The organism is Marinospirillum celere, from assembly GCF_900112235.1.
In the GTDB taxonomy this organism is placed as follows: Bacteria; Pseudomonadota; Gammaproteobacteria; order Pseudomonadales; family Halomonadaceae; genus Marinospirillum; species Marinospirillum celere.
The window spans coordinates 360,519-384,600 of sequence record NZ_FOLH01000001.1; the positions used below are offsets into that span (position 1 = coordinate 360,519).

At 51.0% G+C, this 24,082-nt stretch carries 19 protein-coding genes; 15 read left to right on the forward strand and 4 right to left on the reverse strand.

The genetic code is table 11. From position 1 onward, the window contains the following. The first annotated feature begins 96 nt into the window (after nt 1–96). From lon to BM185_RS01780, 3 genes are all read left to right on the forward strand, one after another. Nucleotides 97–2,532, forward strand: a complete 2,436-nt coding sequence (gene lon / locus BM185_RS01770; RefSeq protein WP_091958351.1) for an endopeptidase La — start codon at nt 97–99, stop codon at nt 2,530–2,532. Nucleotides 2,533–2,798: 266 nt separating this feature from the next. Next, the gene (locus BM185_RS01775; protein WP_091958354.1) at nt 2,799–3,071 is read left to right on the forward strand and encodes an HU family DNA-binding protein; all 273 of its coding nucleotides are present in this window, start codon (nt 2,799–2,801) and stop codon (nt 3,069–3,071) included. Nucleotides 3,072–3,208: 137 nt separating this feature from the next. Further along, nucleotides 3,209–5,068 carry a SurA N-terminal domain-containing protein gene (locus tag BM185_RS01780; protein ID WP_091958357.1) on the forward strand — a complete coding sequence of 620 codons (1,860 nt, stop codon included), beginning with the start codon at nt 3,209–3,211 and terminating at the stop codon, nt 5,066–5,068. 42 nt (nt 5,069–5,110) lie between these two features. Here the strand turns inward: BM185_RS01780 and BM185_RS01785 are convergent, their stop codons facing one another. Continuing rightward, nucleotides 5,111–6,337 (reverse strand): MFS transporter, encoded by a 1,227-nt coding sequence (locus tag BM185_RS01785; protein WP_245751650.1) that lies wholly within the window; start codon nt 6,335–6,337, stop codon nt 5,111–5,113. Between the two features lie 118 nt (nt 6,338–6,455). Here BM185_RS01785 and nagZ point away from each other — a divergent pair, with 118 nt between their 5' ends. From nagZ to BM185_RS01805, 4 genes are read left to right on the forward strand one after another with little or no spacing between them, the layout of a single operon-like run. Further along, complete coding sequence (gene nagZ / locus BM185_RS01790; RefSeq protein ID WP_091958360.1) at nt 6,456–7,499, forward strand: beta-N-acetylhexosaminidase; 1,044 nt, start codon at nt 6,456–6,458, stop codon at nt 7,497–7,499. A gap of 17 nt (nt 7,500–7,516) precedes the next feature. Continuing rightward, nucleotides 7,517–8,632 (forward strand): mechanosensitive ion channel family protein, encoded by a 1,116-nt coding sequence (locus BM185_RS01795; RefSeq protein ID WP_091958363.1) that lies wholly within the window; start codon nt 7,517–7,519, stop codon nt 8,630–8,632. An 8-nt stretch (nt 8,633–8,640) separates the two neighbouring features. Beyond that, nucleotides 8,641–9,210, forward strand: coding sequence for a hypoxanthine-guanine phosphoribosyltransferase (locus BM185_RS01800; RefSeq protein ID WP_245751652.1), 570 nt, complete (start codon nt 8,641–8,643; stop codon nt 9,208–9,210). 3 nt (nt 9,211–9,213) lie between these two features. Continuing rightward, entirely contained in the window at nt 9,214–9,942 is a 729-nt protein-coding gene (locus BM185_RS01805) for an S-methyl-5'-thioinosine phosphorylase (protein ID WP_091958366.1), read from the forward strand. Here BM185_RS01805 and BM185_RS01810 read toward each other — a convergent pair. The 3 genes from BM185_RS01810 to mfd form a co-directional block, all read right to left on the reverse strand. Continuing rightward, on the reverse strand, nt 9,923–10,726 hold the full coding sequence (locus tag BM185_RS01810) for a CsiV family protein (RefSeq protein ID WP_091958370.1): 804 nt from the start codon (nt 10,724–10,726) through the stop codon (nt 9,923–9,925). The two genes, BM185_RS01805 and BM185_RS01810, sit on opposite strands and share 20 nt — an antisense overlap. Before the next feature lie 69 nt (nt 10,727–10,795). After that, nucleotides 10,796–10,996 carry a DUF2905 domain-containing protein gene (locus BM185_RS01815; RefSeq protein WP_091958373.1) on the reverse strand — a complete coding sequence of 67 codons (201 nt, stop codon included), beginning with the start codon at nt 10,994–10,996 and terminating at the stop codon, nt 10,796–10,798. A gap of 14 nt (nt 10,997–11,010) precedes the next feature. Continuing rightward, nucleotides 11,011–14,490: a transcription-repair coupling factor gene (gene mfd, locus BM185_RS01820; protein ID WP_245751654.1), complete on the reverse strand. Its 3,480-nt coding sequence runs from the start codon at nt 14,488–14,490 to the stop codon at nt 11,011–11,013. A 314-nt stretch (nt 14,491–14,804) separates the two neighbouring features. On the opposite strand from mfd, the gene BM185_RS01830 reads away from it, so the two are divergent. From BM185_RS01830 to nqrF, 8 genes are all read left to right on the forward strand, one after another. Next, nucleotides 14,805–16,259 carry a glyceraldehyde-3-phosphate dehydrogenase gene (locus tag BM185_RS01830; protein ID WP_091958378.1) on the forward strand — a complete coding sequence of 485 codons (1,455 nt, stop codon included), beginning with the start codon at nt 14,805–14,807 and terminating at the stop codon, nt 16,257–16,259. 96 nt (nt 16,260–16,355) lie between these two features. Beyond that, nucleotides 16,356–17,798: a pyruvate kinase gene (gene pyk, locus BM185_RS01835; protein ID WP_091958381.1), complete on the forward strand. Its 1,443-nt coding sequence runs from the start codon at nt 16,356–16,358 to the stop codon at nt 17,796–17,798. Between the two features lie 307 nt (nt 17,799–18,105). Beyond that, the gene (locus tag BM185_RS01840; protein WP_091958384.1) at nt 18,106–19,467 is read left to right on the forward strand and encodes a Na(+)-translocating NADH-quinone reductase subunit A; all 1,362 of its coding nucleotides are present in this window, start codon (nt 18,106–18,108) and stop codon (nt 19,465–19,467) included. Between the two features lie 4 nt (nt 19,468–19,471). Beyond that, nucleotides 19,472–20,677: an NADH:ubiquinone reductase (Na(+)-transporting) subunit B gene (locus BM185_RS01845; RefSeq protein ID WP_091958387.1), complete on the forward strand. Its 1,206-nt coding sequence runs from the start codon at nt 19,472–19,474 to the stop codon at nt 20,675–20,677. Then, nucleotides 20,670–21,434, forward strand: coding sequence for a Na(+)-translocating NADH-quinone reductase subunit C (locus BM185_RS01850; RefSeq protein WP_091958390.1), 765 nt, complete (start codon nt 20,670–20,672; stop codon nt 21,432–21,434). Before BM185_RS01845 ends, BM185_RS01850 begins: the two co-directional genes overlap by 8 nt. A gap of 2 nt (nt 21,435–21,436) precedes the next feature. Then, nucleotides 21,437–22,105, forward strand: a complete 669-nt coding sequence (locus BM185_RS01855; RefSeq protein WP_091958392.1) for an NADH:ubiquinone reductase (Na(+)-transporting) subunit D — start codon at nt 21,437–21,439, stop codon at nt 22,103–22,105. 3 nt (nt 22,106–22,108) lie between these two features. Further along, the gene (gene nqrE / locus BM185_RS01860) at nt 22,109–22,729 is read left to right on the forward strand and encodes an NADH:ubiquinone reductase (Na(+)-transporting) subunit E (protein ID WP_091958395.1); all 621 of its coding nucleotides are present in this window, start codon (nt 22,109–22,111) and stop codon (nt 22,727–22,729) included. A 35-nt stretch (nt 22,730–22,764) separates the two neighbouring features. Next, entirely contained in the window at nt 22,765–24,000 is a 1,236-nt protein-coding gene (nqrF, locus tag BM185_RS01865) for an NADH:ubiquinone reductase (Na(+)-transporting) subunit F (protein WP_091958397.1), read from the forward strand. The last annotated feature ends 82 nt before the right edge of the window (nt 24,001–24,082 follow it).

A 24,082-nucleotide genomic window follows, 5' to 3' on the forward strand; every position in this document is an offset into this window, starting at 1 on the left:
GTCTTCACCCTGGTTACGGTAAGGAAAAAAGGGCCTGGTGCCCTTTTTTTCTGCGTGAAGATCTGCTGAATGATCGAATCAAGAGGTACTCCTGCGATGTCGCAGCAAAAGAAGTCATCCGAGAAGCAAGTATTTGAACTTCCACTCCTGCCGTTAAGAGATGTTGTTGTTTATCCGCAAATGGTGATCCCGCTGTTTGTCGGTCGGGAAAAATCAATTCATGCTCTGGAAGCGGCGATGGCTGCTGATAAGAAAGTGTTGCTGCTTGCTCAAAAAGATCCGGAGATGGATGATCCAGATGCTGAAGATCTCTACAGCATAGGTACTCAAGCCACTATTCTGCAGCTACTGCGTTTGCCAGACGGAACAGTGAAAGTACTTATTGAAGGTGAGCAGCGTGCCCGTTTATTGGAAACATCAGAACACCAGGACTATAACCAGCAAAATGAACTGGTCGAATATGTCGTGGCTACTGCTGAATACCTGGGTAGCGAAGTCCTCTCCCAGCGTGAACAGGAAGTCCTCACACGCGTTCTGTTGGGTCAGTTTGAGCAGTATGTAAAACTGTCCAAAAAAGTGCCCAATGAAGTACTGACCAGCCTGCAAAATATTGAAGATCCAACGCGTATGGTGGATACCATCTCCTCGCATATGTCCTTGGGCGTCAAGGATAAGCAGGAGTTGCTGGAGTTGGATCGGGTTAGAGACCGTATTGAACGCCTGATGTCCCAGATTGAAGAGGAAATCGACCTTCTTCAGGTGGAAAAGCGCATCCGTTCGCGGGTCAAGCAGCAGATGGAAAAAACCCAGCGCGAGTACTATTTGAATGAGCAAATGAAAGCCATTCAAAAAGAGATGGGTGATCTGGACAATGCGGGCAATGAAATTGAACAGCTGACCAAAAAAATTGAAGACTCTGGCATGTCGGCTGAAGCCAGAGACAAGGCCAAGACGGAGCTTAACAAGCTGAAAATGATGTCACCGACCTCAGCCGAAGCCACAGTGGTCCGTGGTTATCTGGACTGGATGGTCAGCCTGCCCTGGAAAAAAAGATCGCGTGCCAGTATCAACCTGGAAAAAGCCGGTGAAATTCTGGATGCCGACCACTATGGGTTGGAAGAAGTTAAAGAGCGCATTCTTGATTACCTGGCAGTCCAGCAGCGGGTTAAAAAAATCAAAGGCTCAGTGCTCTGTCTGGTTGGCCCTCCTGGCGTCGGTAAAACTTCCCTGGGGCAATCCATTGCCCGAGCAGTGAATCGTAAATACATTCGTATGGCCCTGGGTGGCGTCCGTGATGAAGCTGAAATTCGCGGTCATCGCCGTACCTATATCGGCTCCATGCCTGGCAAACTGGTTCAAAAGCTTTCCAAGGTGGGTGTTCGTAACCCCTTGTTTTTGCTGGATGAAATCGATAAGCTGGGTATGGATCACCGTGGCGATCCGGCATCAGCACTGCTGGAAGTGCTGGACCCTGAACAAAACAGCAAATTCAGCGACCACTATCTGGAAGTCGATTTTGACCTTTCGGAAGTGCTTTTCATCTGCACAGCCAACTCCATGAATATTCCAGCACCTCTGCTGGATCGCATGGAAGTCGTTCGGCTGCCAGGCTATACCGAAGATGAAAAGAGCAACATTGCCGAGCGCTACCTGCTACCCAAGCAAATGAAAAATGCTGGACTCAAAGACAAGGAAGCTAACTTCCAGGATTCAGCGATACTGGAAATGATTCGCTACTATACTCGCGAAGCCGGGGTGCGAGAACTGGAGCGCCAGATCACACGTGTATGTCGCAAAGTGGTCCGCGAAATCAGTGAGGGTAAGGTTGAAATTCCCGTAGTAGTTGGCCCTGAAGAAGTTGAGCACTACCTGGGCGTTCGCAAATATAGTTATGGTCTAGCCGACCAGGATAACCAGGTGGGTCGGGTTACTGGCTTGGCCTGGACCAGCGTTGGTGGTGAGCTGCTCAGCATAGAAGCAGCTATCATGCCTGGTAAGGCCCGTCTGGTAAAAACCGGCTCTCTGGGTGAAGTTATGCAGGAATCCATTCAGGCGGCGCTTACCGTGGTTAGAAGCCGCTCTGCAGCCCTGGGTATCGACCCCGAGCTGTTCGAGAAAAAAGATATCCATATTCACGTTCCTGAAGGGGCGACGCCCAAAGATGGTCCAAGTGCCGGTATCAGCATGTGCACAGCACTGGTCTCTGCCTTTACCGGTATTCCAGTGCGCTCAGAAGTGGCCATGACCGGTGAAATTAATTTGCGCGGTGAAGTCATGCAGATCGGTGGCCTGAAAGAAAAGCTTCTGGCTGCACGTCGTGGTGGAATTAAGACGGTTTTGATCCCTCAGGAAAATGAACGGGATCTTAAAGAAATACCAGAAAGCATCAAGGGTCCGCTGCAAATCCTGCCGGTTAAATGGATTGATCAGGTGCTGGAAGTGGCTCTCACCGAGTTGCCAGAGCCCTTCACTGCTCAATCCTTGAGCAGTTCAGAAGAGAAAACCGGTGATTTAAGGCCAGGAACCCATTAAAACCGCAATTATTTGCCATGAGGGTATTTCCCTAGGGCCGGTATAAAGGCTAAGATACCGGCACTGCGGCTTGCTTAACTGCTAGGGCCGTAACCCTCAGGCCACTTAAGAGTTGGCTTGACAGTTTTTAAAACTAGTTGGTATAACGTTCTCGTAGAGAAAGTTTACAAACCGACATTTAATTTGAATATTTGATGCATTCTGGTCGTTAAGCCAAGTCTTTACGGAACAGAAGCTTGTTTGAAACCTAACTAAGGGGTGGAAGAGTGAATAAGTCAGAACTGATCGATGCTATCGCTACCAATGCAGATCTTCCCAAGGCTGCTGCAGGTCGTGCACTGGATGCCATGCTGGATGCTGTTACCAGTACTATGCAAAAGGGTGACAGTGTTTCCCTGGTAGGTTTTGGCACCTTCTCAGTAAAAGAGCGTGCTGCCCGTACTGGTCGTAACCCACAAACCGGTGCAGAAATTCAAATCGCTGCTGCTAAGGTCCCCAGCTTCAAGCCAGGCAAGGGTCTGAAAGACGCTGTCAACTAAGCTTGAACCTTGCTGCTTAGAGAACGCACCTTCAAGGGTGCGTTTTTTTTATCTCTTGCATCAGGCTGCATTGGTTGTTGCTAGTGAAGCCGGTATAATCGATTTTTCATTTTGGCTGTGGGTAGACTGAGGGCTGCATGCTTTTAAAAATCAGAGAAAAGTCCAGAGGCATCATTGCCTACTTTATCGTGGGTCTGATTGCCCTGGCATTTTCCATGTGGGGTATGGATTCACTCTTTACGGCCATGCGCGGTGATCCTAATGAAGTGGCCAGCATCAATGGTGAAAGCATCAGTCAGAGACAGGTTGATCGCTATGCACAACAGCAAATGCGTCAGCTGATGCAAAGTGGGCAGATCGATCCTGACCGAATAGATATGAATCAACTGCGGCAGTTTGCTTTGAGTCAACTGGTGCAGGAAGAGCTCCTGCGTCAGCAAGCTAAGCAACTGAACATGCGTATTTCCGATCAGATGCTGGATCGTCAACTGGTCCAATTTGATGCCTTTCGTAACGATGCAGGCCGCTTTGACCGAGAAATTTACACTCAACGTCTTCGCCAGCAAGGTCTCTCGCCCAGTGACTTTCGCGCCCAATTACGTGAAGATCTACTGAACCAGCAGCTTCTGGATGGCTTTGCCGTTTCAGAATTCATGCTTGATCAAGAAGTTGAAGACTTCCAGCGCTTGGTTGGTCAGCAGCGTGATTACCGTTACTTTCTGATTCGTGCTGAAAACTTTATGGATCAGATTGATATCAGTGATGCTGATGTGGAAGCCTTTTATGAAGCTGAAACGGAACGTTTCATGGCTTCCGAAAGGGTCCGAGTGGACTATTTGATTTTTGATCCTTCCAGTTTACTTGCAGGCATGGAAGTCACAGATCAGGAATTGGAAGAAGAATACCAGCGTTTTGCCGCAGCTTTTGGTGGTGGCAGCAGCTATTCAGCTGCCCACATACTGCTGAGCTTCGACAATGCTGCAGAACGCCAGCAGGCTTTGGAAACTCTTGAGCAGGCACGGGACGAAATCCTGGCTGGAGCGGATTTTGGCGAGCTGGCCAGTGAGCTATCTGAAGATCGGGTTACAGCGCGTCGCGGTGGACAACTGGGCACCATTGAAGAAGGCAGCCTGGATCCTGATTTTGAACAGGCGCTTTTTGCACTGGAAGAAGTTGGTGATCTATCCGGCGTAGTGGAAACAGACTTTGGCTTGCATTTGATTCAGCTGACGGATCTGGAGAGAGCTGAAGCGCCGCCTTTCGAAGAAGTTAAAGAAGAGCTTCGCGAGCGCCTGCTGGCCCAGCCTTTGCGTGCCGCAACCAGTGATAAGCTTGAAGAACTGAGCAATCTGAGCTTCAGTTCTGAAGCCATCAGTGAAGTCGCTTCAGCAACCAGCCTGGAACTGCAAACCAGTGATTGGTTGATTACCGATCAGCTGGAAGGCTTTTGGGCCGAAGCTGATGTAGCCGCAGAACTCTTCTCGGAAGAAGTGATTGAGGATGGTTGGATTACTGAGCCGCTGCGCTTAGAAGATGGCCGTTATCTGGTCTTGGCTAAAAATGACCACCAGCCACGTCAGGCAAGGCCTCTGCAGGAAGTGGCCGATGAAGTTCGTGCAGAGCTGAAAAGGGTAGAAGCCCAGGCTCTGGCTGAGCAGGAAACTGAACGCCTGCAACAGGCTCTGGAAGCAGGTGAAAGCCTGGATGTTGATTGGGAAACCCTGGAAGCGGTCAGCCGCAATAGTCGCTCAGTGAGCCGTGAAATTAATCAGGCAGCCTTCCGAATCAACCTCGACGAAACACCAACGCGTTTGGTCAGCCTGGTCTCTGGTGATGTGGCCCTGATAGAGCTATTAAATGTGACTGAAGGTGAAGTCAGTACTGACCCAGACGAAGTGCGTCAGATTCGGCGGATGCTGGCTGAAGACAAGGGTAACCGCCTGCAAAGTCAGTTTATCCAACAACTGGAAAGCAAAGCGGACATAGAGTACCGCTAAGCACTTCCCAGCAAGCAAAGCATCAAAAGCCTCTGACACTTGTCAGGGGCTTTTTTTGCGATATACAAAATACCAGGCCAGGGCCAGAAGTTGGCAAGCAATCACGGCGCCGAAAGCACTGAAATAGGCCATTTCAGGGTAACGCCCGTCAGCATCCGTTGACCAAAGCCCGATCAGCACTCCCAAAAGCCACTGAATCAAAAATGCCGAAGCGAATACCAGAAGATTTAAAGCCGTGTTCACCCGGCCGGCCAGCTTCTGTGGAAATTGCTGTGAAAGCCCCGCGTACATCAAAGTCCCTGAACTGCCGAAAAAACCCAGCAGTACCCAAAGCAGGGTGGGTGGCAAAGGCCAGCGCAGCAACATGGCCACTAGTCCCAGAGCAAAGATCAGCATACCAGTCAGACTAACCTGAGTGGTGGTAAAGCCCAGATTGATCAGACGACTCGCTAACCAGCCAAGCCCCATAAAACCAGCGACCATGCCTGCGGCAGATGCAAACAGAAGATCAGCTGTTTCTGTCCCTGAAAAACCCAGCATCTCTCTAAGCCAGATACCGGCCCAAAGACTAAGAAAGGCAATATAAATAGCCTGATTGAGTACACAGGCCGGGGCGATACGCAAAAAGGCAGGATGACGAAATACAGCTAAACTTTCTTTGATTTGTACACCCAGTGAATCCTGGCTACGACTAGTGGCTGAAAGAATGCTCGGAACCCGCAAGCGTACCAGCAGGGCGATGGCCAGGGTTAGTAGTGCCAAACCTACAAAGAGACCCCGCCAGCCGAGCAAGGGAAGCAACCACTCAACGGGTGCTGTTGCCGTCAAGGCACCTAGGCCACCACTAGCCAACTGGAGGCCATTGATCAAAGTCAGTCGCTCAGCAGGCAAAAGAGCCGCATAAGCACGGAAGGCAGCCATCAAACAGGCCGAGACACCCAGACCAATCAGGCCGCGGCCTATCCAAAGTTGACTGGCTGTTTGGGCCATTGCAAAGATAAGGGAACCAGCCGCTGCTATCAGTAGAATAGATGCAGCCACCTTGCGTGTATCATAGCGGTCGAGAAGAACCCCAAGGGGTAGCTGGGCCGCTGCGAAAAAGAGAAAGTAGGCACTGCCAATCCAACCTAGACTGGCCGGACCCAAGCCCAGCTCCAAGGCAACAGGCTCAGCAATGACACCATTGACGACCCTGAAGAAATAAGAAAGATAGTAGCCTAGGGCAAAAGGCAGGAAGACATGCAAAAAAAAGCGCGGAGTCAGATTCACGGAAGCTCTCTTATTAAAAACTGAAGATGCACCAAAATAAGGCGCTGGATAGCTTTTGGCAAGTAATCCGTGATCTGCTAAAGTTCGCACCCTATAAATATACCTTTGAGATGAAGTTATGCTAGCTGGCCGTTTAATGCTGGACCTTACTGGAACAGCACTAAGTTCTGACGAAAAGTCCTTGCTGCAACATCCCGCTGTTGGTGGGGTGATTCTCTTTGCTCGTAATATTCAGGATAAGCAGCAGGTCGCAGAATTAACCGGTGAAATTCGTGCCCTCCGCCCTGAACTGCTTTTGGCGGTTGACCAGGAGGGCGGCAGAGTGCAGCGGCTGCGTGAGGGCTTTACGAGGCTTCCACCTTTGCGTCAGTTGGGCCATCTTTATCAACTGGATCCCCTGGCAGCTAGTCAAGGAGCCCGCTTGCTGGGCCAACTAATGGCTAGTGAAGTTCTGGAGGTGGATTTGGATTTCAGCTTTGCACCTGTGTTGGATATTGATTACCAGCAAAGTGAAGTCATTGGCGACCGGGCTTTTGCCAGCGATCTGCCCAGCTTGATCGCCTTGGCAGAGAAATATATTGAAGGAATGCAACTTGCAGGCATGGTTAGTGTCGGTAAGCATTATCCGGGGCACGGCTATGTGGCAGCTGATTCGCATACCAGTCTGCCAACAGATGAACGCTCTTTGGAAACCCTTCGTTCCAGTTGCTTGCGTCCCTTTGCTGCCCTTGCCGAAAAGTTACAGGGTATAATGCCAGCTCATGTGATTTATCCTGCAGTTGATGATCAACCTGCAGGTTTTTCAAAAAAATGGCTGAATTTGCTGCGTGATGAGCTGAATTTTAGCGGCATGATTTTTAGTGATGATTTGGCAATGGCAGGAGCCAAAGTGGCAGGTTCCTACCCTCAAAGGGCAAGAGCTGCCTTGGATGCGGGCTGTGATCAGGTTTTGGTATGCAATGACCGCGCTGGTGCCCTAGAAGTGCTGGCTTGGATGCAGGCCGAACAAATAGAGCCCTGCGAGAAGGCGGCAATGCTTCACTCACGGCTCCCAGTGGCTCGCAATTGGCTGGACTCGCCTGAAGCGCTAGTGGCTCGCCAACTTGCCGAGCAGCTGGTTGCTGATGATTTGCAGGCAGCACGTCAGTTGATGGTTTGTTAGCAAAGGATCTAAAATCAATGAGTGAATGGATCGAGAAAGTCTCATCTATCGGTGGCTTGATTCCTGCAGAGCAGGTTTGGATACTGCAGGTTTTTGTGGTGATCTTCGCTGCCCTCCTGGCCAATTATTATGCCCGGCGTTTTTTTGATAAGTTGGAAAAACGCTTTGCTGAAACCAAAAACCATTGGGATGAACTTTTTCTAGAGGCAGCCCGCAAGCCAGCGGCGCTTTTCATCTGGGCACAGGGTTTGTTTTGGGCATTGGATATTCTTAGGGCCAATGCCGAAGTGGATCTTTTTGATGCCGTCGATCCGATACGCCGGGTCACGGTTATCGTTTTGATTACCTGGTTTGTGGTGCGCTTCGTCAGTGGTATGGAAAAGCAACTGATGGAACCTGGTGAAGTTCGTAAACCCATGGATGCCACCACCGCTAAGGCAATTAGTAAGCTGCTCAAGGCTGCCGCAATTATTACTGCCGCCTTGGTGATGCTACAGACGCTTGGCTTTTCGGTTTCTGGTGTGCTGGCTTTTGGTGGTATCGGGGGTATTGCGATAGGCTTTGCAGCGCGGGACTTGCTGGCCAACTTTTTTGGCGCTCTGATGCTCTACTTTGACCGGCCTTTTGCCGTTGGCGACTGGGTGCGCTCACCCGATCGGGAAATTGAAGGCACCATTGAGGATATTGGCTGGCGACTAACGCGGATTAGAACCTTTGATCAGCGTCCGCTTTATGTACCCAATGCCACCTTTGCCAGCATTGCCGTCGAAAACCCTTCGCGCATGTTTAACCGGCGGATTTTTGAAACCATCGGCATCCGTTATCAGGATGCTGATAAAATGCAGCGAATCACCGATCGGGTCCGTCAGTACCTAATCGATCATGAAGACCTGGAAACCGAGCACCAAACACTAATTGTGAATTTTAATAGCTACGCGGCTTCTTCACTCGACTTTTTTATTTATACCTTTACCAAGACTCGCGTCTGGGAGGACTTTCATCATATTAAACAAGAAGTTCTCCTCAAGGTATTTGAAATCATTCGAGAGGAAGGTGCAGATATTGCTTTCCCAACTCGTACACTACATCTGGGTGATGGCAATCCTGAAGCTTTCATTCCACCATCTAACTAAGGCACCTCATGCAAGAAGAAATGCTGACCGAAATTAACCGCATCAATCAGGTTCTGGCTGAAGCAGACTGTCTGGCTGATGAACACCAAGTAGCCAAGGCTTTTGATAAGATGGCTGCCGAAGTCACTGAGCAGCTGAAAAATGCCATGCCAGTTGTTTTCTGCGTGATGAACGGTGGCTTGTTTACTACCTCCGAACTGGTCAAACGCCTGAAGTTTCCCTTGGAAATGGACTATATGCATGCCACACGTTATCGCCGTCAAATTAAAGGTGGTGAACTGCATTGGCGAGTAGAGGCTGAAGTCTCCATGAAGGACCGCAGTGTTCTTATCGTCGATGATATTCTGGACGAAGGCGCAACTCTTGCTGCTATTCTGGACCATTGCCGCAAGCAGGGTGCGCGCGATGTTAAATGCGCTGTCCTGGTCGATAAAAAACATGACCGCAAAGCAATTGAGGGCTTTAAAGCTGATTTCACAGGCCTGGAAGTTGAAGACCGCTACTTGTTTGGCTGTGGTATGGATTACCAGGGTTATCTGCGTAATCTGCCTGCCATCTATGCTCCCAAGGGTCTCTAAACCATGCTGGCGATCATTGGTGGAACTGGCTTGACCCAGATGCCAGGAGTAGAAGTCCTGGCTGAACATTCAGCAACCACCCCTTTGGGTGAAGCCTCTTCGCCAGTCATAGAAGCTCGCCTGCAAGGTCAGCGACTGCTTTTTCTGGCCCGCCACGGACATCCTCACCAGCTGCCCCCGCACAAAATCAACTATCGCGCCAATCTTTTGGCTTTAAAGGCAGCCGGAGCGACTCAAATTCTTGCCATCAATGCGGTAGGTGGCCTGGACCCCAAACAAGGGCTCGCCAGCCTGGTTCTACCTCATCAAATTATTGATTATACCTGGGGGCGGGAGAGCACTTTTTATGATGGTGACTACCTGCCTTTGGAACACATCGATTTTACCCATCCCTATTCAGTCGAGCTGAGTGAGCGCCTTTTGGCTGCAGCTCAGCAAGCTGGTGTGCAGCTGTATCAGGGGGGTGTTTATGGTGCGACTCAGGGTCCACGCCTGGAAACGGCTGCTGAAATCAGGCGGATGGCTCAAGACGGCTGTACGCTGGTTGGTATGACGGGGATGCCGGAAGCGGCTTTGGCCAAGGAACTTGCTTTTCCCTACGCTTGCCTTGCCATTATCGTCAACCCGGCTGCAGGACTGGGTGAAGAAGAAATCACGCTGCAACAAATGCAGGGTGCCCTCAGCCAGGGAGTGGATCAGGTCATGACATTAATTAACGCTCTGCTTCGTTAGCTGTATCTTCTTCAGGAGCTCGTTCTATCCGAATCAGTAAGCCAAGATAGGGGCTATCAATAAAGTGCAGCTCACCACTGCGCATTCTGCGTCTTTGCTTCATTTGTGCCGATTCTTTGATTTGAAACTGCTGACCAGTCATCAAGGGTGAAGCAGACTCTTGATCATCTGCCAAGCGACCTGATAAGTGTTTGGACAAGGAATCTTGATGCTCCAGGCTGCTGCGGTTTTGGATGAGTAGCTGATTCAATGCAGAAGAGCCTGGCTGTTGTGCCAAGGGCTCGAAAGTATGCAGATAGAGATCTGTTTCCAGATGCAGATAGCGAGCCACACTGAGTTTCAGTTGGCCGAGGAGTTCAGGTTGCCCGCCATAATAATCACCGGCTTCGATTAGTAAAGGCACGCTGCGATCTTCCCCAACCACATGCATCTGCCAAGCATCATGGAAGAGTAGCCGATAATCACTACTACGCTCCAGCGCCCTGGCTTGGCGATTGAGTTGCAACTCTCTAGGTTGGTAAAGCTGTAATGGGCCCTGGTTCAACCTGGCCCAGTAGGGCGAAGGACCCACCATATAGGCAGCAGTTTCCAGTGGCTGGAATATCTTGGGGGGGCCAGGAAGTTCAGTTGCCCCTGAACCTGGCTGCTGGCTGAAGATCAAGACTTCAATGATGTAATCCCGCTCATTACGGTGGGGGACCAGCTCATCAAGTTCATCGGCGACTACCGCTTGCCAGGGTAGCAACATACCTATCAAGGCAACCAACAACAGAATTAAACGCATTGAGAACCACTTCCTGGATTAAACAGAAACGAAAGGTTAGGGCTTTGCTCGCCTGAAGTCAAAAGCTGCCTAGCGCCTAAACAAAAACAATAAAAGAGAAACCACCAAGCTGACCAAGAGCATACTGGTAATCGGCAAGAAAAAAGTGAAGCCTGGCTTTTGCACGATGATATCACCTGGCAAGCGGCCCAGAGGTAAATGCTTCAACCAAGGCCAGGCCAAGGCGATCAGAATCAGGATCAGACCTATAATAAACAGCAGTCTTTGCATTTAAGCCCTCCCATCTAAGCGGTCATGGCATCCAATAACTGCTCCAACGCACTAAAGCATTGGTCAGGGGTTTCCATAGAGCGATTAAACTTCAGGGTTTGCCCACCGTCCAGTTTATACACTCTAGGCTGCTGTTGAACCATTTGTACCAGTTTAATGGGCTCAATTTTTGGCTGATCACCAAAGTGCACCACACCGCGATCCTTGCCGGCATCAATTCGTGCCAGTCCCAGGGCTTCCGCCTGGTGTTTGATTTCGGTCAGACGGAAAAGATTTTTGGCAGCATCTGGAAGCAGGCCAAAGCGGTCGATCATCTCTACCTGCAAATCCTTGAGCCCGGCCTTGCCTTTGGCACTGGCAATCCGCTTGTAGAGTTGCAGGCGCAGATTAACATCAGGCAGGTAGTCTTCAGGAATCAGCGCGGGCAGGTGGAGGTTGATTTCTGTACCCTTCTGCAGCGGTTGATCCAGGTTGGGTGTTTTGCCCTGGCGGATGGCTTCTACGGCTTCTTCTAGTAGTTCCATATAGAGGCTGAAGCCCAGGTTTTCGATCTGCCCACTTTGTTCTTCACCCAGCAGCTCACCAGCACCACGAATTTCCAGATCCTGAGAAGCCAGCAAGAAGCCTGAGCCCAGGTCTTCATTCAAGGCAATGGCCTCCAGACGCTTTTCGGCATCGGCAGTCAGCTTTTTGCCTTCGGGCGTCAATAGATAGGCATAGGCCTGGTGGTGAGAGCGACCCACGCGACCGCGCAGTTGGTGTAATTGGGCCAGACCAAACTTATCTGCCCGCTCAATGATAATGGTGTTGGCGTTGGGAATATCGATCCCGGTTTCAATAATGGTTGAGCAGAGGAGGACATTGAAGCGCTTGTGGTAAAAGTCCTGCATGACCCTTTCCAGTTGGCGTTCTGGCATCTGGCCATGAGCGACACCCAGGCGGGCTTCGGGGACGAGTTCACGCAGCTTTTCGGCTGTATTTTCAATAGTTTTGACTTCATTATGCAAAAAATAGACCTGACCACCGCGCAGAAGCTCACGTAGTACTGCCTCTTTGATAATGCCTTCATCCCGCTGACGGACAAAGGTTTTTACGGAAAGCCGCCGGGCCGGAGGCGTGGCAATAATGGAGAGGTCACGAATTCCGGACATGGCCATATTCAAGGTGCGTGGAATAGGCGTGGCAGTCAGGGACAGCAGATCGACATTAGCGCGTATCGCTTTGAGCTTTTCTTTTTGGCGTACCCCAAAGCGGTGCTCCTCATCAACAATAACCAACCCCAACTGCTGGTATTTGACACTGGCTTGCAGCAGCTTGTGGGTGCCGATGAGAATATCCACCTTGCCTTCTTCCAGATTTCGAATGGCTGTTTCCTGCTCTTTGGCCGAGCGAAAACGGGATAGCAGTTCAATATTCACTGGCCAGTCGGCAAAGCGGTCCTTGAAATTATCATAATGCTGTTGGGCCAAAAGGGTGGTCGGGACCAGTACGGCCACCTGATGCCCGCCATTGACGGCAATAAAAGCGGCCCGCATGGCGACTTCTGTTTTGCCAAAACCCACATCACCACAAACCACGCGATCCATGGGGCGGGTGCGGGTCATATCACGGATCACGGAATTGATAGCCAACTCCTGATCCACGGTTTCTTCAAAGGGGAAGGCGGCAGCAAACTGATCGTAGGCCTCTTCATCCAAAGTGAAGGCATGACCCTGCTGGGCTTCACGCCGGGCATAGACATCCAGCAACTCCGCAGCCGTATCACGGATTTTTTCAGCGGCTTTACGCTTGGCCTTGTCCCATTGCTCGGAGCCCAGCCGGTGGAGCGGGGCTGAATCATCAGCCAGACCGGAATAGCGACTGATACGATCCAGTGCAGCAACAGGGACATAGAGGTTGGCCTTGTCGGCATAGACCAGTTTCAAAAACTCCTGCTTTTGGCCGCCAGCTTCCAGAACCTCTAGTCCTTGATAGCGGCCTACACCATGATCGATATGCACTACAGGGCTACCCAGAGTCAGTTCCGACAGGCTTTTGAAGGCCAGCTCTTGATTGACTTCAGAGGTTTGGCGACGACGACGCTGTTGAATGCGCTCACCAAACAGCAGGGATTCTGTGACCAGCAGCACTTCAGGATGGCCTGCCCAGAGACCACGATCCAGCGGTGCTACCGTCAGGCCTAAAGCAGGGCGCTGGTTTAAAAAATCAGACCAGGAGTCAATCAGCTCAGGTTGCAGTTGATGGCGGCCCAAAAGCTCCAAGAGGGCTTCACGGCGACCGGCTGATTCAGCCGTCAGTAACAAAGAGGTTTGCGGATGGTCGTTTAGGAAATCCTGGAGCGCACCCAGAGGGCGGCTGGCCTTAGCCTGTACAGCCAGATTGGGTAGAGCCTGACAGGGTAACTGGAGGTCGCCAGCCAGTTGATCACTGGGTGCCTTGCCAGGAAGCAGTATTCGTGGAAAGGCTTTGCGCTCGCTATTCAGGCGTTCTACCGGCAGATAAAGCTCACTCGGTGGCAGGCAGGGGTGGCGCACATCATGGCGCAGGCTTTCATAGCGGCGCTGAATTTCTTCCCAAAAGTGATCGGCAGCTTCACTGGTCGCCCCCATTTCGGCAACCAGCGTCTCTGCGGGCAAATAATCAAACAGGGTTGCCGTGTGGGTGAAAAAGAGGGGCAGCAAGAATTCCAGCCCCGGTGTCACCTGGCCCTTCAGGGTATCCTGGTAAAGATCGCAACGGGAGAGGTCCAAATCAAAACGGGTTTGGAATTCAGTACGGAAAATCTCCAAGGCTGTTGAGGTAAGTGCAAACTCATGTGCCGGAAGCAAGGAAATCGTGTCGGTTTTTTCTTCAGTGCGCTGGGTTTCTGGGTTAAAGAAGCGCAGGGATTCAACTTCATCATCAAAAAGCTCAATTCGCAGCGGCTGTTCGCTGCCCATGGGGTAGAGGTCCATCAGGCCGCCACGCACTGCGAACTCACCATGCTCATAAACCGTATCCACAGCCCTATAGCCCGCTTCTTCCAGTTGACGGCGAAAACCATGTAAATCCAGTTTCTGATTGAGTTTCAGATCCAGTGCATGGCTGGCAACAAACTCAGCTGGCGGTAGGCGCTGCATTAGAGTGGTAACAGGCACCACTAAGAGGCCCTTTTGCTGAGAAGGCAGGGCTAATAGGGTTTTTAAGCGCTCAGAAACAATATCCTGATGGGGTGAAAAGCGGTCATAGGGCAGCACTTCCCAGTCGGGCAGGGTGAAAACCGGCAGGCGTTCTTCAGCAAAAAACACCAGTTCATCGGCCAAGGCCTGCGCTGAACTGCTATCAGGGCAGATTACCATCAAGGGTGCTGGATGCTGCTCTGCTGCTTCAACCAGAGCCAAGGCTTCGGCAGCACCTTCAAGGTTTAGCCAACGCTGAATAAAACCCGGTTTGCGCGGCGGCGCTTCGGGCAAGAGGTGCAAAGAAGAAGGAGCAGCGGCAGACTTCTGGGGCACGGAGATTTCCTTGGCAGTCAAAAGGCTTGGATTCTAGCAGTTGAATCCCAGTGGCTCCAGCTCCTCTGTCTGTGGGAGCGCAGTCCCCTGCGCGAAAAAATCGCTCACAGAGTGAGCTCCCACAGAAACCTCCCACAGAGAGCTCCCACCCTGCAGGAGCGCAGTCCAAGTGGGAGCGCAGTCCCCTGCGCGATTAGCCCCTGCCCCTAAAGTAGCAGGGCACTTTAAGGCTGCAAATTTGCCTAACACGTGGCCAACAAGCATAATAGCGCGCGAAAACTCTGGACTAACCCCCTAATTTTGAGAGGCAGCCCGTGACTGACACCAAGCTGGATTCCTATAGCCAAGACTGGCAAGAGCGTGAAACCCTTGCAGAAAGTATGATTCCTCTGATTGGAACTCTCTACCGCAAGCATAATGTGGTGACTTCCATTTTTGGTCGTGCTCTGGTGAACCGTTCTGTGATTCGTATCCTAAAAGATCACCGTTTTGTGCGTCAGGTGGAAGGCGACGAGCTGGATGTTCGTGATACGCATCTGCTGTTGGAAACTCTGGTCAGCCTTAAGCCTGGCCCGGCTCATATCGATATCGGTAAGCTAGCTGCCAAGTTCCGCAAACAGGGCGGTGGCGATATGGAAGCCTTCTTGAAAGAAGAAGTGGCTCCTATCGTTGGACAGTACAAGGAAGCGGAAAAAGGTGGTGAGCCTCAGGATGTCGTTCTTTATGGCTTTGGTCGTATTGGTCGCCTGCTGGCACGTATCCTGGTTGAAAAAGCCGGTGGTGGCAGTCTGCTACGTGTTCGTGCCGTTGTGGTTCGCGGTGGTAAGGAGGGTGACCTGGAAAAGCGTGCCAGCCTGCTGCGTCGTGACTCAGTCCATGGGCCTTTCAATGGCACTATCACTGTTGACCATGACAACAAAGCGCTGATCGTCAACGGTAACTATATTCAGTTTATCTATGCCAACTCACCTGAAGAAATTGACTACACCGAGTATGGTATTAACAATGCGCTAATCGTGGATAACACGGGTGTTTGGCGTGATGAAAAAGGCCTGGGTCAGCACATCGCTTGTAAGGGTGCTTCCCGCGCCATCCTGACGGCACCTGGCAAGGGTGATATCAAGAATATCGTTTACGGTATTAATGATGAAGCCATTACCGAAGATGACAAGATCATCTCGGCAGCTTCTTGTACCACTAATGCCATCGTTCCGGTTCTTAAAGCGGTTAATGATCAGTTTGGTATTGCCAGTGGTCACGTGGAAACCGTGCATGCCTATACCAATGACCAGAACCTGATCGATAACTTCCACAAGGGTGATCGTCGCGGTCGTTCTGCTGCCATGAACATGGTTCTGACCGAAACCGGTGCGGCCAAGGCTGTTGCCAAGGCGCTGCCTGAACTGGCCGGCAAGCTGACGGGCAACGCTATTCGTGTTCCCATTCCCAACGTTTCCATGGCGATTTTAAACCTCACCCTGGACAAGGAAACCGATGCTGAAGCCCTGAACAAATACCTCAGCTGGTCAGCCCTCTATTCGCCGATGCAAAAGCAGATCGACTTTGTTGATTCAGCAGAAGTGGTTTCCTCTGACTTTGTTGGTAACCGTCATGCTGGTATCGTTGATGGCAAGGCAACCATTGCCAGTGGCAAGCAGGTCGTCCTCTATGTCTGGTACGACAATGAGTTCGGTTACAGTTGCCAGGTGGTCCGCATTCTGCAGGAAATTTCCAATGTGAAATTTCTCTACTTCCCTGCTGATCGCTGATAACTGGCCTCTTCATTCCATGCTTGAATGAAGCCCGCCTAAGCCCACCCCATACAAAGGCGGTGGGCTTTTTTGTATTCAACCAGGAGATATCCCGTGAGTGCAGATTTGAGACGTACCAAAATAGTTGCCACCTTGGGTCCAGCCACTGACCGACCGGGTGAATTGGACCGAGTGCTTAGTGCCGGCGTTGATGTGGTTCGGATCAATATGTCTCATGGCAGCCCTGAAGAGCACTTGGATAGAGTAAAACGAGTTCGTCAGGCAGCTCTGGAAATGAATCGGGAAGTGGCCGTGCTTGTTGATCTCCAGGGTCCTAAAATTCGTATTGCGCGTTTTAAAGAAGACAAGGTGGTTTTAAAAGAAGGCGATGTCTTTACTTTGGATAGCCGGTTGGGTGCTGCTGATGGGGATGCAACCCAAGTTGGCCTGACTTACACCCAACTGCCTCAGGATGTTAAGCCGGGTGATCAGCTATTGCTGGATGACGGCCGGGTAGTCATGGAAGTCATCCAAGTGGCTGGGGAGCAGGTTCAGTGTAAGGTTTTGGTGGGTGGCCCTCTCTCCAACAATAAAGGCATAAACCTTCTCGGCGGTGGCTTGTCCGCTTCGGCACTAACGGATAAGGATAAAGAAGATATTTTAACCGCTGCTGAAATAGAAGCTGATTACCTGGCCATCTCTTTCCCGCGCAGCGCAGAAGACGTGGAAACCTGTCGGAAACTGGCCCTTAGAGCAGGCCTGCAAGCAGAAATCGTCTCCAAGATTGAGCGGGCAGAAGTGGTTGCGGATGATGAAGCCCTGGATGCTGTCATGCTGGCTTCGGATGTCATCATGATTGCCCGTGGTGACCTGGGTGTAGAAGTAGGTGATGCCAAGCTGCCTGAATTACAAAAGAAAATCATCAGGCGAGCCAGGGATCTAAACCGTATCACCATCACCGCAACCCAGATGATGGAAAGTATGATTGAAAATGCGATTCCAACCCGAGCCGAAGTGTTTGATGTTGCCAATGCTGTCATGGATGGAACGGATGCAGTCATGCTATCAGGCGAAACCGCAACAGGTCGTTATCCTGCACGGGTCGTGGAAGCCATGTCACGTATTTGTGAAGAAGCCGAAAAGTCCAGAAGTACCCGTACATCCACTCACCGGATTGATGAGCGCTTTCAAGCTGTTGATGAAATTATTGCCATGGCCAGCATGTATGCAGCCAACCACTCAGCCATCAAATGCATAGCCAGCCTGACTGAATCAGGCAACACGCCGCTTTTGATGTCGAGGATTAGCTCAGGGCTGCCTATTTTTGCCTTATCACCCCGTCTGGATACCTGTCGGCGGGTTTGCCTGTATCGTGGTGTTTACCCGTCTCTAATCAGCTATACCGGATTGAATGACCTGCAAGTCAGGCAGTTGATGCTGGATGAACTGCTTAAGCGCGGCTTGGTTCAATCGGGTGACTGGGTGTTACTGACACGTGGCGAGCAGCGTGGAGAAATGGGCGGAACCAATCGCCTGGAGATCGTTAGTGTTCCATAAATTTGGTTTATATCGCTTTTAGTGACGAATCTGGGCATAAAGCTTTGAAAACTCAATGACTACTGCGATAATGTGACCCGGTTTATAGCCATGAAGTCCGAAGGGTCGATTTTATTTCTGAAGCAATTTTAGGTAGAATCCCTGCGACAAAAAGACGCGATGGTGCGCCGGATGATCTCCAGATAACGAATTCAATACAAGGCAGGATATAGAGTACATAAAACCTGTTCCTGTCTTGCCAGTTTTTAGATGTAGAAGTAGCTTTTTAGCTTTTGTTTTTCAACAACTTGGTGATTGGGCGAGACCTATGATTAAAATCAAGCAAGGCCTTGATCTACCCATCGCCGGCGCACCTGAGCTGACCATCACTGATGGTCAGCCTGTGCGTTCAGTCGCTGTACTGGGGCCTGACTATGTTGGCATGAAGCCAACCATGGCAGTTTCCGTCGGTGACAAGGTGAAATTGGGCCAGATCCTTTTTACGGATAAAAAAACGGAAGGTGTGCAGTACACGGCACCTGCTGCAGGCAAGGTGACAGCGATTAACCGCGGTTATCGTCGTGCCCTGCAGTCAGTCGTTATCGAAGTGGATGATCAGGAAGAAGCCGTGGAGTTTACGGCTTACAATGACAGTCAACTTGATGACCTCACCCGCGAACAGGTACAACAGCAGCTGGTTGAATCCGGCCAGTGGACTGCACTGCGTACCCGTCCTTTCAGCCGCGTTCCAGCGCTGGATGCCACCCCCAACTCAGTTTTCGTCACAGCCATGGATACCCATCCGCTGGCTGCAGACCCTTCGGTAATCATTACCGAACAGAAAGAAGCCTTTCTGGCGGGTCTGAAGGTCGTTAGCAAACTGACCCAAGGCAAAACCTTCATTTGTAAGGAAGCTGGCAAAGATATCCCGGTAATTTCCGGTGGTAACTTTGAGGTGGCTGAATTTGCAGGCGTTCACCCAGCGGGTCTGGTGGGCACCCACATTCACTTCCTTGACCCTGTCAGCGCCAAAAAGCAAGTTTGGCACCTGGGCTATCAGGATGTGATTGCCTTTGGTCAGCTCTTCCTGACTGGCAAAATCAGTACAGATCGTATTATTGCTCTGGCTGGTCCTCTGGTTAACAAGCCCCGTCTGGTCCGCACCCGTACCGGTGCCAGCCTGACTGATCTGCTGGCTGGCGAAGTCAATACGCCCAGCGATGCTCAGTTGATTTCCGGCTCGGTGTTTGGTGGACGTGCTGCTGATGAAGCCCTGGCATACCTGGGTCGTTATCACAATCAGGTTTCCGTATTGGAAGAAGGCAGCAAGCGCCTGTTTATGGGCTGGTTGTCACCCGGTTTACCCGGCAGCAATCGCCATTCGGTTATGGGGATCTACCTGTCCAGCTTCCTGGGCCTGGGTGAAAAGTTTGCTCCTAGCACTTCTACCAATGGCTCAGAGCGGGCTATGGTTCCAGTGGGCAACTATGAAACCATCATGCCGCTGGATATTTTGCCAACACAATTGCTGCGTTCACTGATTGTCGGTGACATCGAAGTGGCCATGCAGTTGGGTTGTCTTGAACTGGATGAAGAAGACCTGGCCCTGTGCACCTATGTGTGCCCTGGCAAATATGAATATGGTCCGATTCTGCGTGACAACCTGACGCTGATTGAAAAAGAGGCCTGATAGGATGAGCATTCGTAAACTCCTGGACTCCATGGAGCCCCATTTTCATAAGGGCGGTAAATATGAAAATTGGTATGCGCTCTATGAAGCCGTAGATACTATTTTCTATACGCCGCCCAGCGTTGCCAAAACCACTGCTTTTGTTCGCGATGGCGTTGACCTCAAGCGGATCATGATCACAGTTTGGTTCTGCACCTTCCCCGCCATGTTCTTTGGTATGTGGAATGCAGGTTACCAGGCCAATATGGCTATTGATGCGGGCTACAGCTCTCTGGGCGGCCTGCGTGAAAGCTTTGTTGTCCTTCTGGGCGCTGGCTCTTATGATCCCACCAGCATTTGGGATAACATCATTCATGGTGCGACCTACTTCCTGCCCATCTATGCGGTGACCTTCATCGTTGGTGGTTTCTGGGAAGTTCTCTTCGCCATGCGTCGTGGCCACGAAGTCAACGAAGGCTTCTTCGTTACTTCCGTACTCTTTGCCTTGATTCTGCCCACCAATATTCCTCTGTGGCAGGTTGCCCTGGGTATTACCTTTGGTGTGGTTATCGGTAAAGAAATCTTTGGTGGTACGGGTAAGAACTTCCTCAACCCCGCGTTGACCGGTCGTGCTTTCCTTTACTTTGCCTATCCCGCTGAAATTTCCGGCGATGCTGTTTGGGTTGCTGCTGATGGTTATACTGGCGCAACAGCGCTGTCGGTTGCTTACCAGGACGGTATGGCAGCGCTGCAGCAGCAGTACACCTGGTGGGAAGCCTTCATCGGCACCATTCCCGGTTCCATCGGTGAAACCTCAACCCTGGCTATCTTTATCGGTGCAGCGATTCTCTTGCTGACCCGAATTGCATCCTGGCGAATTATGGCCGGTGTTTTCCTGGGCATGGTGGCAACGGCAACCCTGTTCAATATGATCGGGTCAGAAACCAATGCCATGTTTGAAATGCCCTGGTACTGGCACCTGGTTCTGGGCGGCTTTGCCTTTGGTATGGTGTTTATGGCAACAGACCCCGTTTCTGCAGCCATGACCAATCAGGGCAAGCTGGTCTTCGGTCTCTTGATCGGTGTGATGACCGTACTCATCCGCGTTATCAACCCAGCCTTCCCCGAAGGCATCATGCTGGCCATCCTGTTTGCCAACCTCTTCGCGCCCTTGATCGATAACTGGGTCGTTCAGGCCAATATCAAGCGGAGGATGCTGCGTAATGTCTAAGAATAAAGACTCCATCAAAAACGTCTTCACGGTCGCTTTCCTGCTGTGCTTGGTGTGCTCGGTGATCGTTTCTGGCGCTGCTGTTGCCTTGAAAGATCGTCAGGATGCTAACCAGGTGCATAACCAGCGCACCAATATCCTGTTGGCTGCTGGCTTGATCGAACCCCGTGAGGCCACCTTTGACCGCGTGAACGAACTCTTTAATGAGATTCACATTCGCGTTGTTGATCTGCGTACCGGCGAATTCGCTGAAGATATCAACGCTGAGGAATTCGAGCAGCTGCGTGCAGCCAGCGATCCTGAGCGCTCTCAGCGTCTGGAAGAGGATCCTGCAGGTATTCGTCGCCTGGAAAACTATGGTCTAGTCTACCTGGTAGGCGATATTGATAACCCTGATCGGATTATCATTCCAGTGCGTGGTGCTGGCCTCTGGTCAACCCTGCATGGTTTCCTGGCTCTGGAATCGGATGCTAACACCATTGCTGGTCTGGGTTTTCACGATCATGCGGAAACGCCTGGCCTGGGTGGTGAAGTCGATAATCCCAACTGGCTTCGCCAGTGGCCTGGCAAGAAAGTATATGAAGAAGGCACCAAGAATCCACGTCTGGGCTTGGCAAGAAATCCCGACCCTGACCATGAAGTGGATACTCTGGCGGGTGCGACCCTGACAGCTCGCGGTGTAACCAACCTGTTGCAGTTCTGGACTGGTGAGCGTGGTTACGGTGCTTTCCTGACTAAATATCGGGAGGGGGTTTAATCATGGCGACCGAAAAACCTAAAGAGATCGTTCTCAATCCAATTTTCAAGAACAACCCTATTGCTCTTCAGGTACTGGGTGTCTGTTCTGCCTTGGCTGTAACCACCAGCATGAACGTTGCTGTGGTTATGACCCTGGCCGTTATCTTTGTATTGGCTCTCTCTAATACCTTCGTATCTCTGATCAGGAATTATATTCCGAGCAGTATTCGTATCATTGTGCAGATCACCATCATTGCTTCTCTGGTAATCGTGGTTGATCAGTTCCTAAAAGCTTTTGCTTACGACATCAGTCGCCAGCTGTCGGTCTTCGTTGGTCTGATCATTACCAACTGTATTATCCTCGGTCGCGCTGAAGCCTATGCCATGCAGAATGGTCCTGGCATGAGCTTTATCGATGGTGTCGGTAATGCGCTGGGTTATGGCGTTGTACTGCTGATCGTTGGCTTCTTCCGTGAGCTGTTTGGTTCCGGCAGCCTCTTTGGTGTTCAGCTGATGACGCTGACCAGTGATGGTGGCTGGTATGTGGCTAACGGCATGATGCTGCTGCCGCCTTCTGCCTTCTTTATCATCGGCTTGATGATCTGGGCCATCCGTTCATGGTATCCCGATCAAGTTGAGCATGATGAGTTCAAGATTCAGGCGAATACCAAACCCAGGGAGGTTTTATAAGTCATGTTTGAACACTTTCTATCACTGTTCATTACCGCTGTCTTTGTGGAGAACATGGCTCTGGCCTTCTTCCTGGGCATGTGTACCTTCCTGGCGGTATCCAAAAAAATCGATGCTGCCTTTGGTCTGGGTGTGGCTGTTGTAGTGGTACTGGCGATTACCGTGCCGGTCAACAACGTCATCTACAACTTCCTGCTGCGTGAAGGCGCGCTGAGCTGGACTGGTATTTCCGGTGCCGAAGAGATCAACCTCTCTTTCCTGGGTCTACTGAGCTACATCGGTGTTATCGCTGCCCTGGTACAAATCCTGGAAATGTTCCTGGATAAATTTGTACCTGCGCTCTACAACGCGCTGGGCGTTTTCTTACCGCTGATTACCGTCAACTGTGCCATCCTTGGTGCTTCCCTGTTCATGGTCGAGCGTGACTATGGCTTTGGTGAGTCCATCGTTTACGGTACAGGTGCAGGTGTGGGCTGGGCTCTAGCCATCGTTGCACTGGCCGGTATCCGCGAGAAGCTCAAGTACAGCGATATTCCTGTTGGTCTGCAGGGTCTGGGCATCACCTTTATCGTTACTGGTCTGATGTCCCTGGGCTTCATGTCCTTCTCGGGCGTACAGCTTTAAGCTGGCGATGAACAGGTTAACAAAAGGGTATTAATATGGTTGACTCAACGATTATCCTGCTCGGTGTGTTCATGTTCACCATCGTCGTGCTTTCGCTCGTCGTGGTGATCCTGGCAGCACGCAGCAAGCTTGTAAGCTCGGGTGAAGTCACAATTGAAATTAATGGTGACCCTGAGCACACCATCAAAACACAAGCCGGGGGCAAACTGCTCAACACCCTGGCGGCCAATGGCATCTTCCTGTCCTCTGCCTGTGGTGGTGGTGGCTCCTGTGCCCAGTGTACCTGTAAGGTCATTGATGGGGGTGGTGCCATCCTGCCAACGGAAGAGTCGGCTTTCACCATGGGTGAGAAAAAAGCCGGCTGGCGTCTGTCTTGTCAGGTGCCTGTTAAGCAGGACATGAAAATTGAAGTAGATGAAGAAGTTTTTGGTGTGAAGCGCTGGACCTGCGAAGTGGTTTCCAACCCCAACGTAGCCACCTTCATCAAAGAACTGACTCTGAAGCTGCCTGAAGGCGAGAATGTTGACTTCCGCGCCGGTGGTTATGTCCAGCTGGAGTGTCCTCCTCATGAAGTTCACTACAAAGACTTCGATATTGATGAGGAATATCATCCTGACTGGGACAAGTTCAATGTCTGGAAGTATGTATCCAAGGTGACTGAGCCAACCATTCGTGCCTATTCTATGGCCAACTACCCAGAAGAAAAGGGTTTGGTGAAGTTCAATATCCGTATTGCCACTCCGCCTCCAGGACGTGACGACCTGCCACCTGGCATTATGTCGTCCTACGTCTTCAGTCTGAAGCCAGGCGACACCATTGATGTGATGGGACCCTTTGGTGAGTTCTTTGCCAAGGACACCGATGCTGAAATGGTCTTCATTGGCGGTGGTGCAGGTATGGCACCGATGCGTTCACACATTTTTGACCAGCTGAAGCGAATCAAAACCAACCGCAAGATTACCTTCTGGTACGGTGCTCGCTCTCTGCGTGAAGCCTTCTATGTTGAAGAATTCGACAAGCTGGCTGAAGAAAATGACAACTTTGAATGGCATCTGGCACTTTCTGATCCGTTGCCAGAGGATAATTGGACTGGCTACACTGGCTTTATCCATAATGTTCTCTACGAGCACTATCTGAAAGACCATCCCGCACCTGAAGACTGTGAGTATTACATGTGTGGGCCGCCCATGATGAATGCTTCAGCGGTTAAGCTGCTGGAAGACATGGGTGTTGAACCTGAAAACGTTCTGCTGGATGACTTTGGTGGCTAAGACACCATGCCAGTGAATGCTTGATCAAAAGGGTTGTCTCATACGAGAGGCAGCCCTTTTTGTTATAACTGAGGAGAAATCC

Coding starts and splice junctions, on each gene's coding strand:
- lon (WP_091958351.1), top strand. CDS start 97: ATGTCGCAGCAAAAGAAGTCATCCGAGAAGCAAGTATTTGAACTTCCA.
- BM185_RS01780 (WP_091958357.1), top strand. CDS start 3,209: ATGCTTTTAAAAATCAGAGAAAAGTCCAGAGGCATCATTGCCTACTTT.
- nagZ (WP_091958360.1), top strand. CDS start 6,456: ATGCTAGCTGGCCGTTTAATGCTGGACCTTACTGGAACAGCACTAAGT.
- BM185_RS01795 (WP_091958363.1), top strand. CDS start 7,517: ATGAGTGAATGGATCGAGAAAGTCTCATCTATCGGTGGCTTGATTCCT.
- BM185_RS01800 (WP_245751652.1), top strand. CDS start 8,641: ATGCAAGAAGAAATGCTGACCGAAATTAACCGCATCAATCAGGTTCTG.
- BM185_RS01805 (WP_091958366.1), top strand. CDS start 9,214: ATGCTGGCGATCATTGGTGGAACTGGCTTGACCCAGATGCCAGGAGTA.
- BM185_RS01810 (WP_091958370.1), bottom strand. CDS start 10,726: ATGCGTTTAATTCTGTTGTTGGTTGCCTTGATAGGTATGTTGCTACCC.
- BM185_RS01815 (WP_091958373.1), bottom strand. CDS start 10,996: ATGCAAAGACTGCTGTTTATTATAGGTCTGATCCTGATTCTGATCGCC.
- BM185_RS01840 (WP_091958384.1), top strand. CDS start 18,106: ATGATTAAAATCAAGCAAGGCCTTGATCTACCCATCGCCGGCGCACCT.
- BM185_RS01845 (WP_091958387.1), top strand. CDS start 19,472: ATGAGCATTCGTAAACTCCTGGACTCCATGGAGCCCCATTTTCATAAG.
- BM185_RS01850 (WP_091958390.1), top strand. CDS start 20,670: ATGTCTAAGAATAAAGACTCCATCAAAAACGTCTTCACGGTCGCTTTC.
- BM185_RS01855 (WP_091958392.1), top strand. CDS start 21,437: ATGGCGACCGAAAAACCTAAAGAGATCGTTCTCAATCCAATTTTCAAG.
- nqrE (WP_091958395.1), top strand. CDS start 22,109: ATGTTTGAACACTTTCTATCACTGTTCATTACCGCTGTCTTTGTGGAG.
- nqrF (WP_091958397.1), top strand. CDS start 22,765: ATGGTTGACTCAACGATTATCCTGCTCGGTGTGTTCATGTTCACCATC.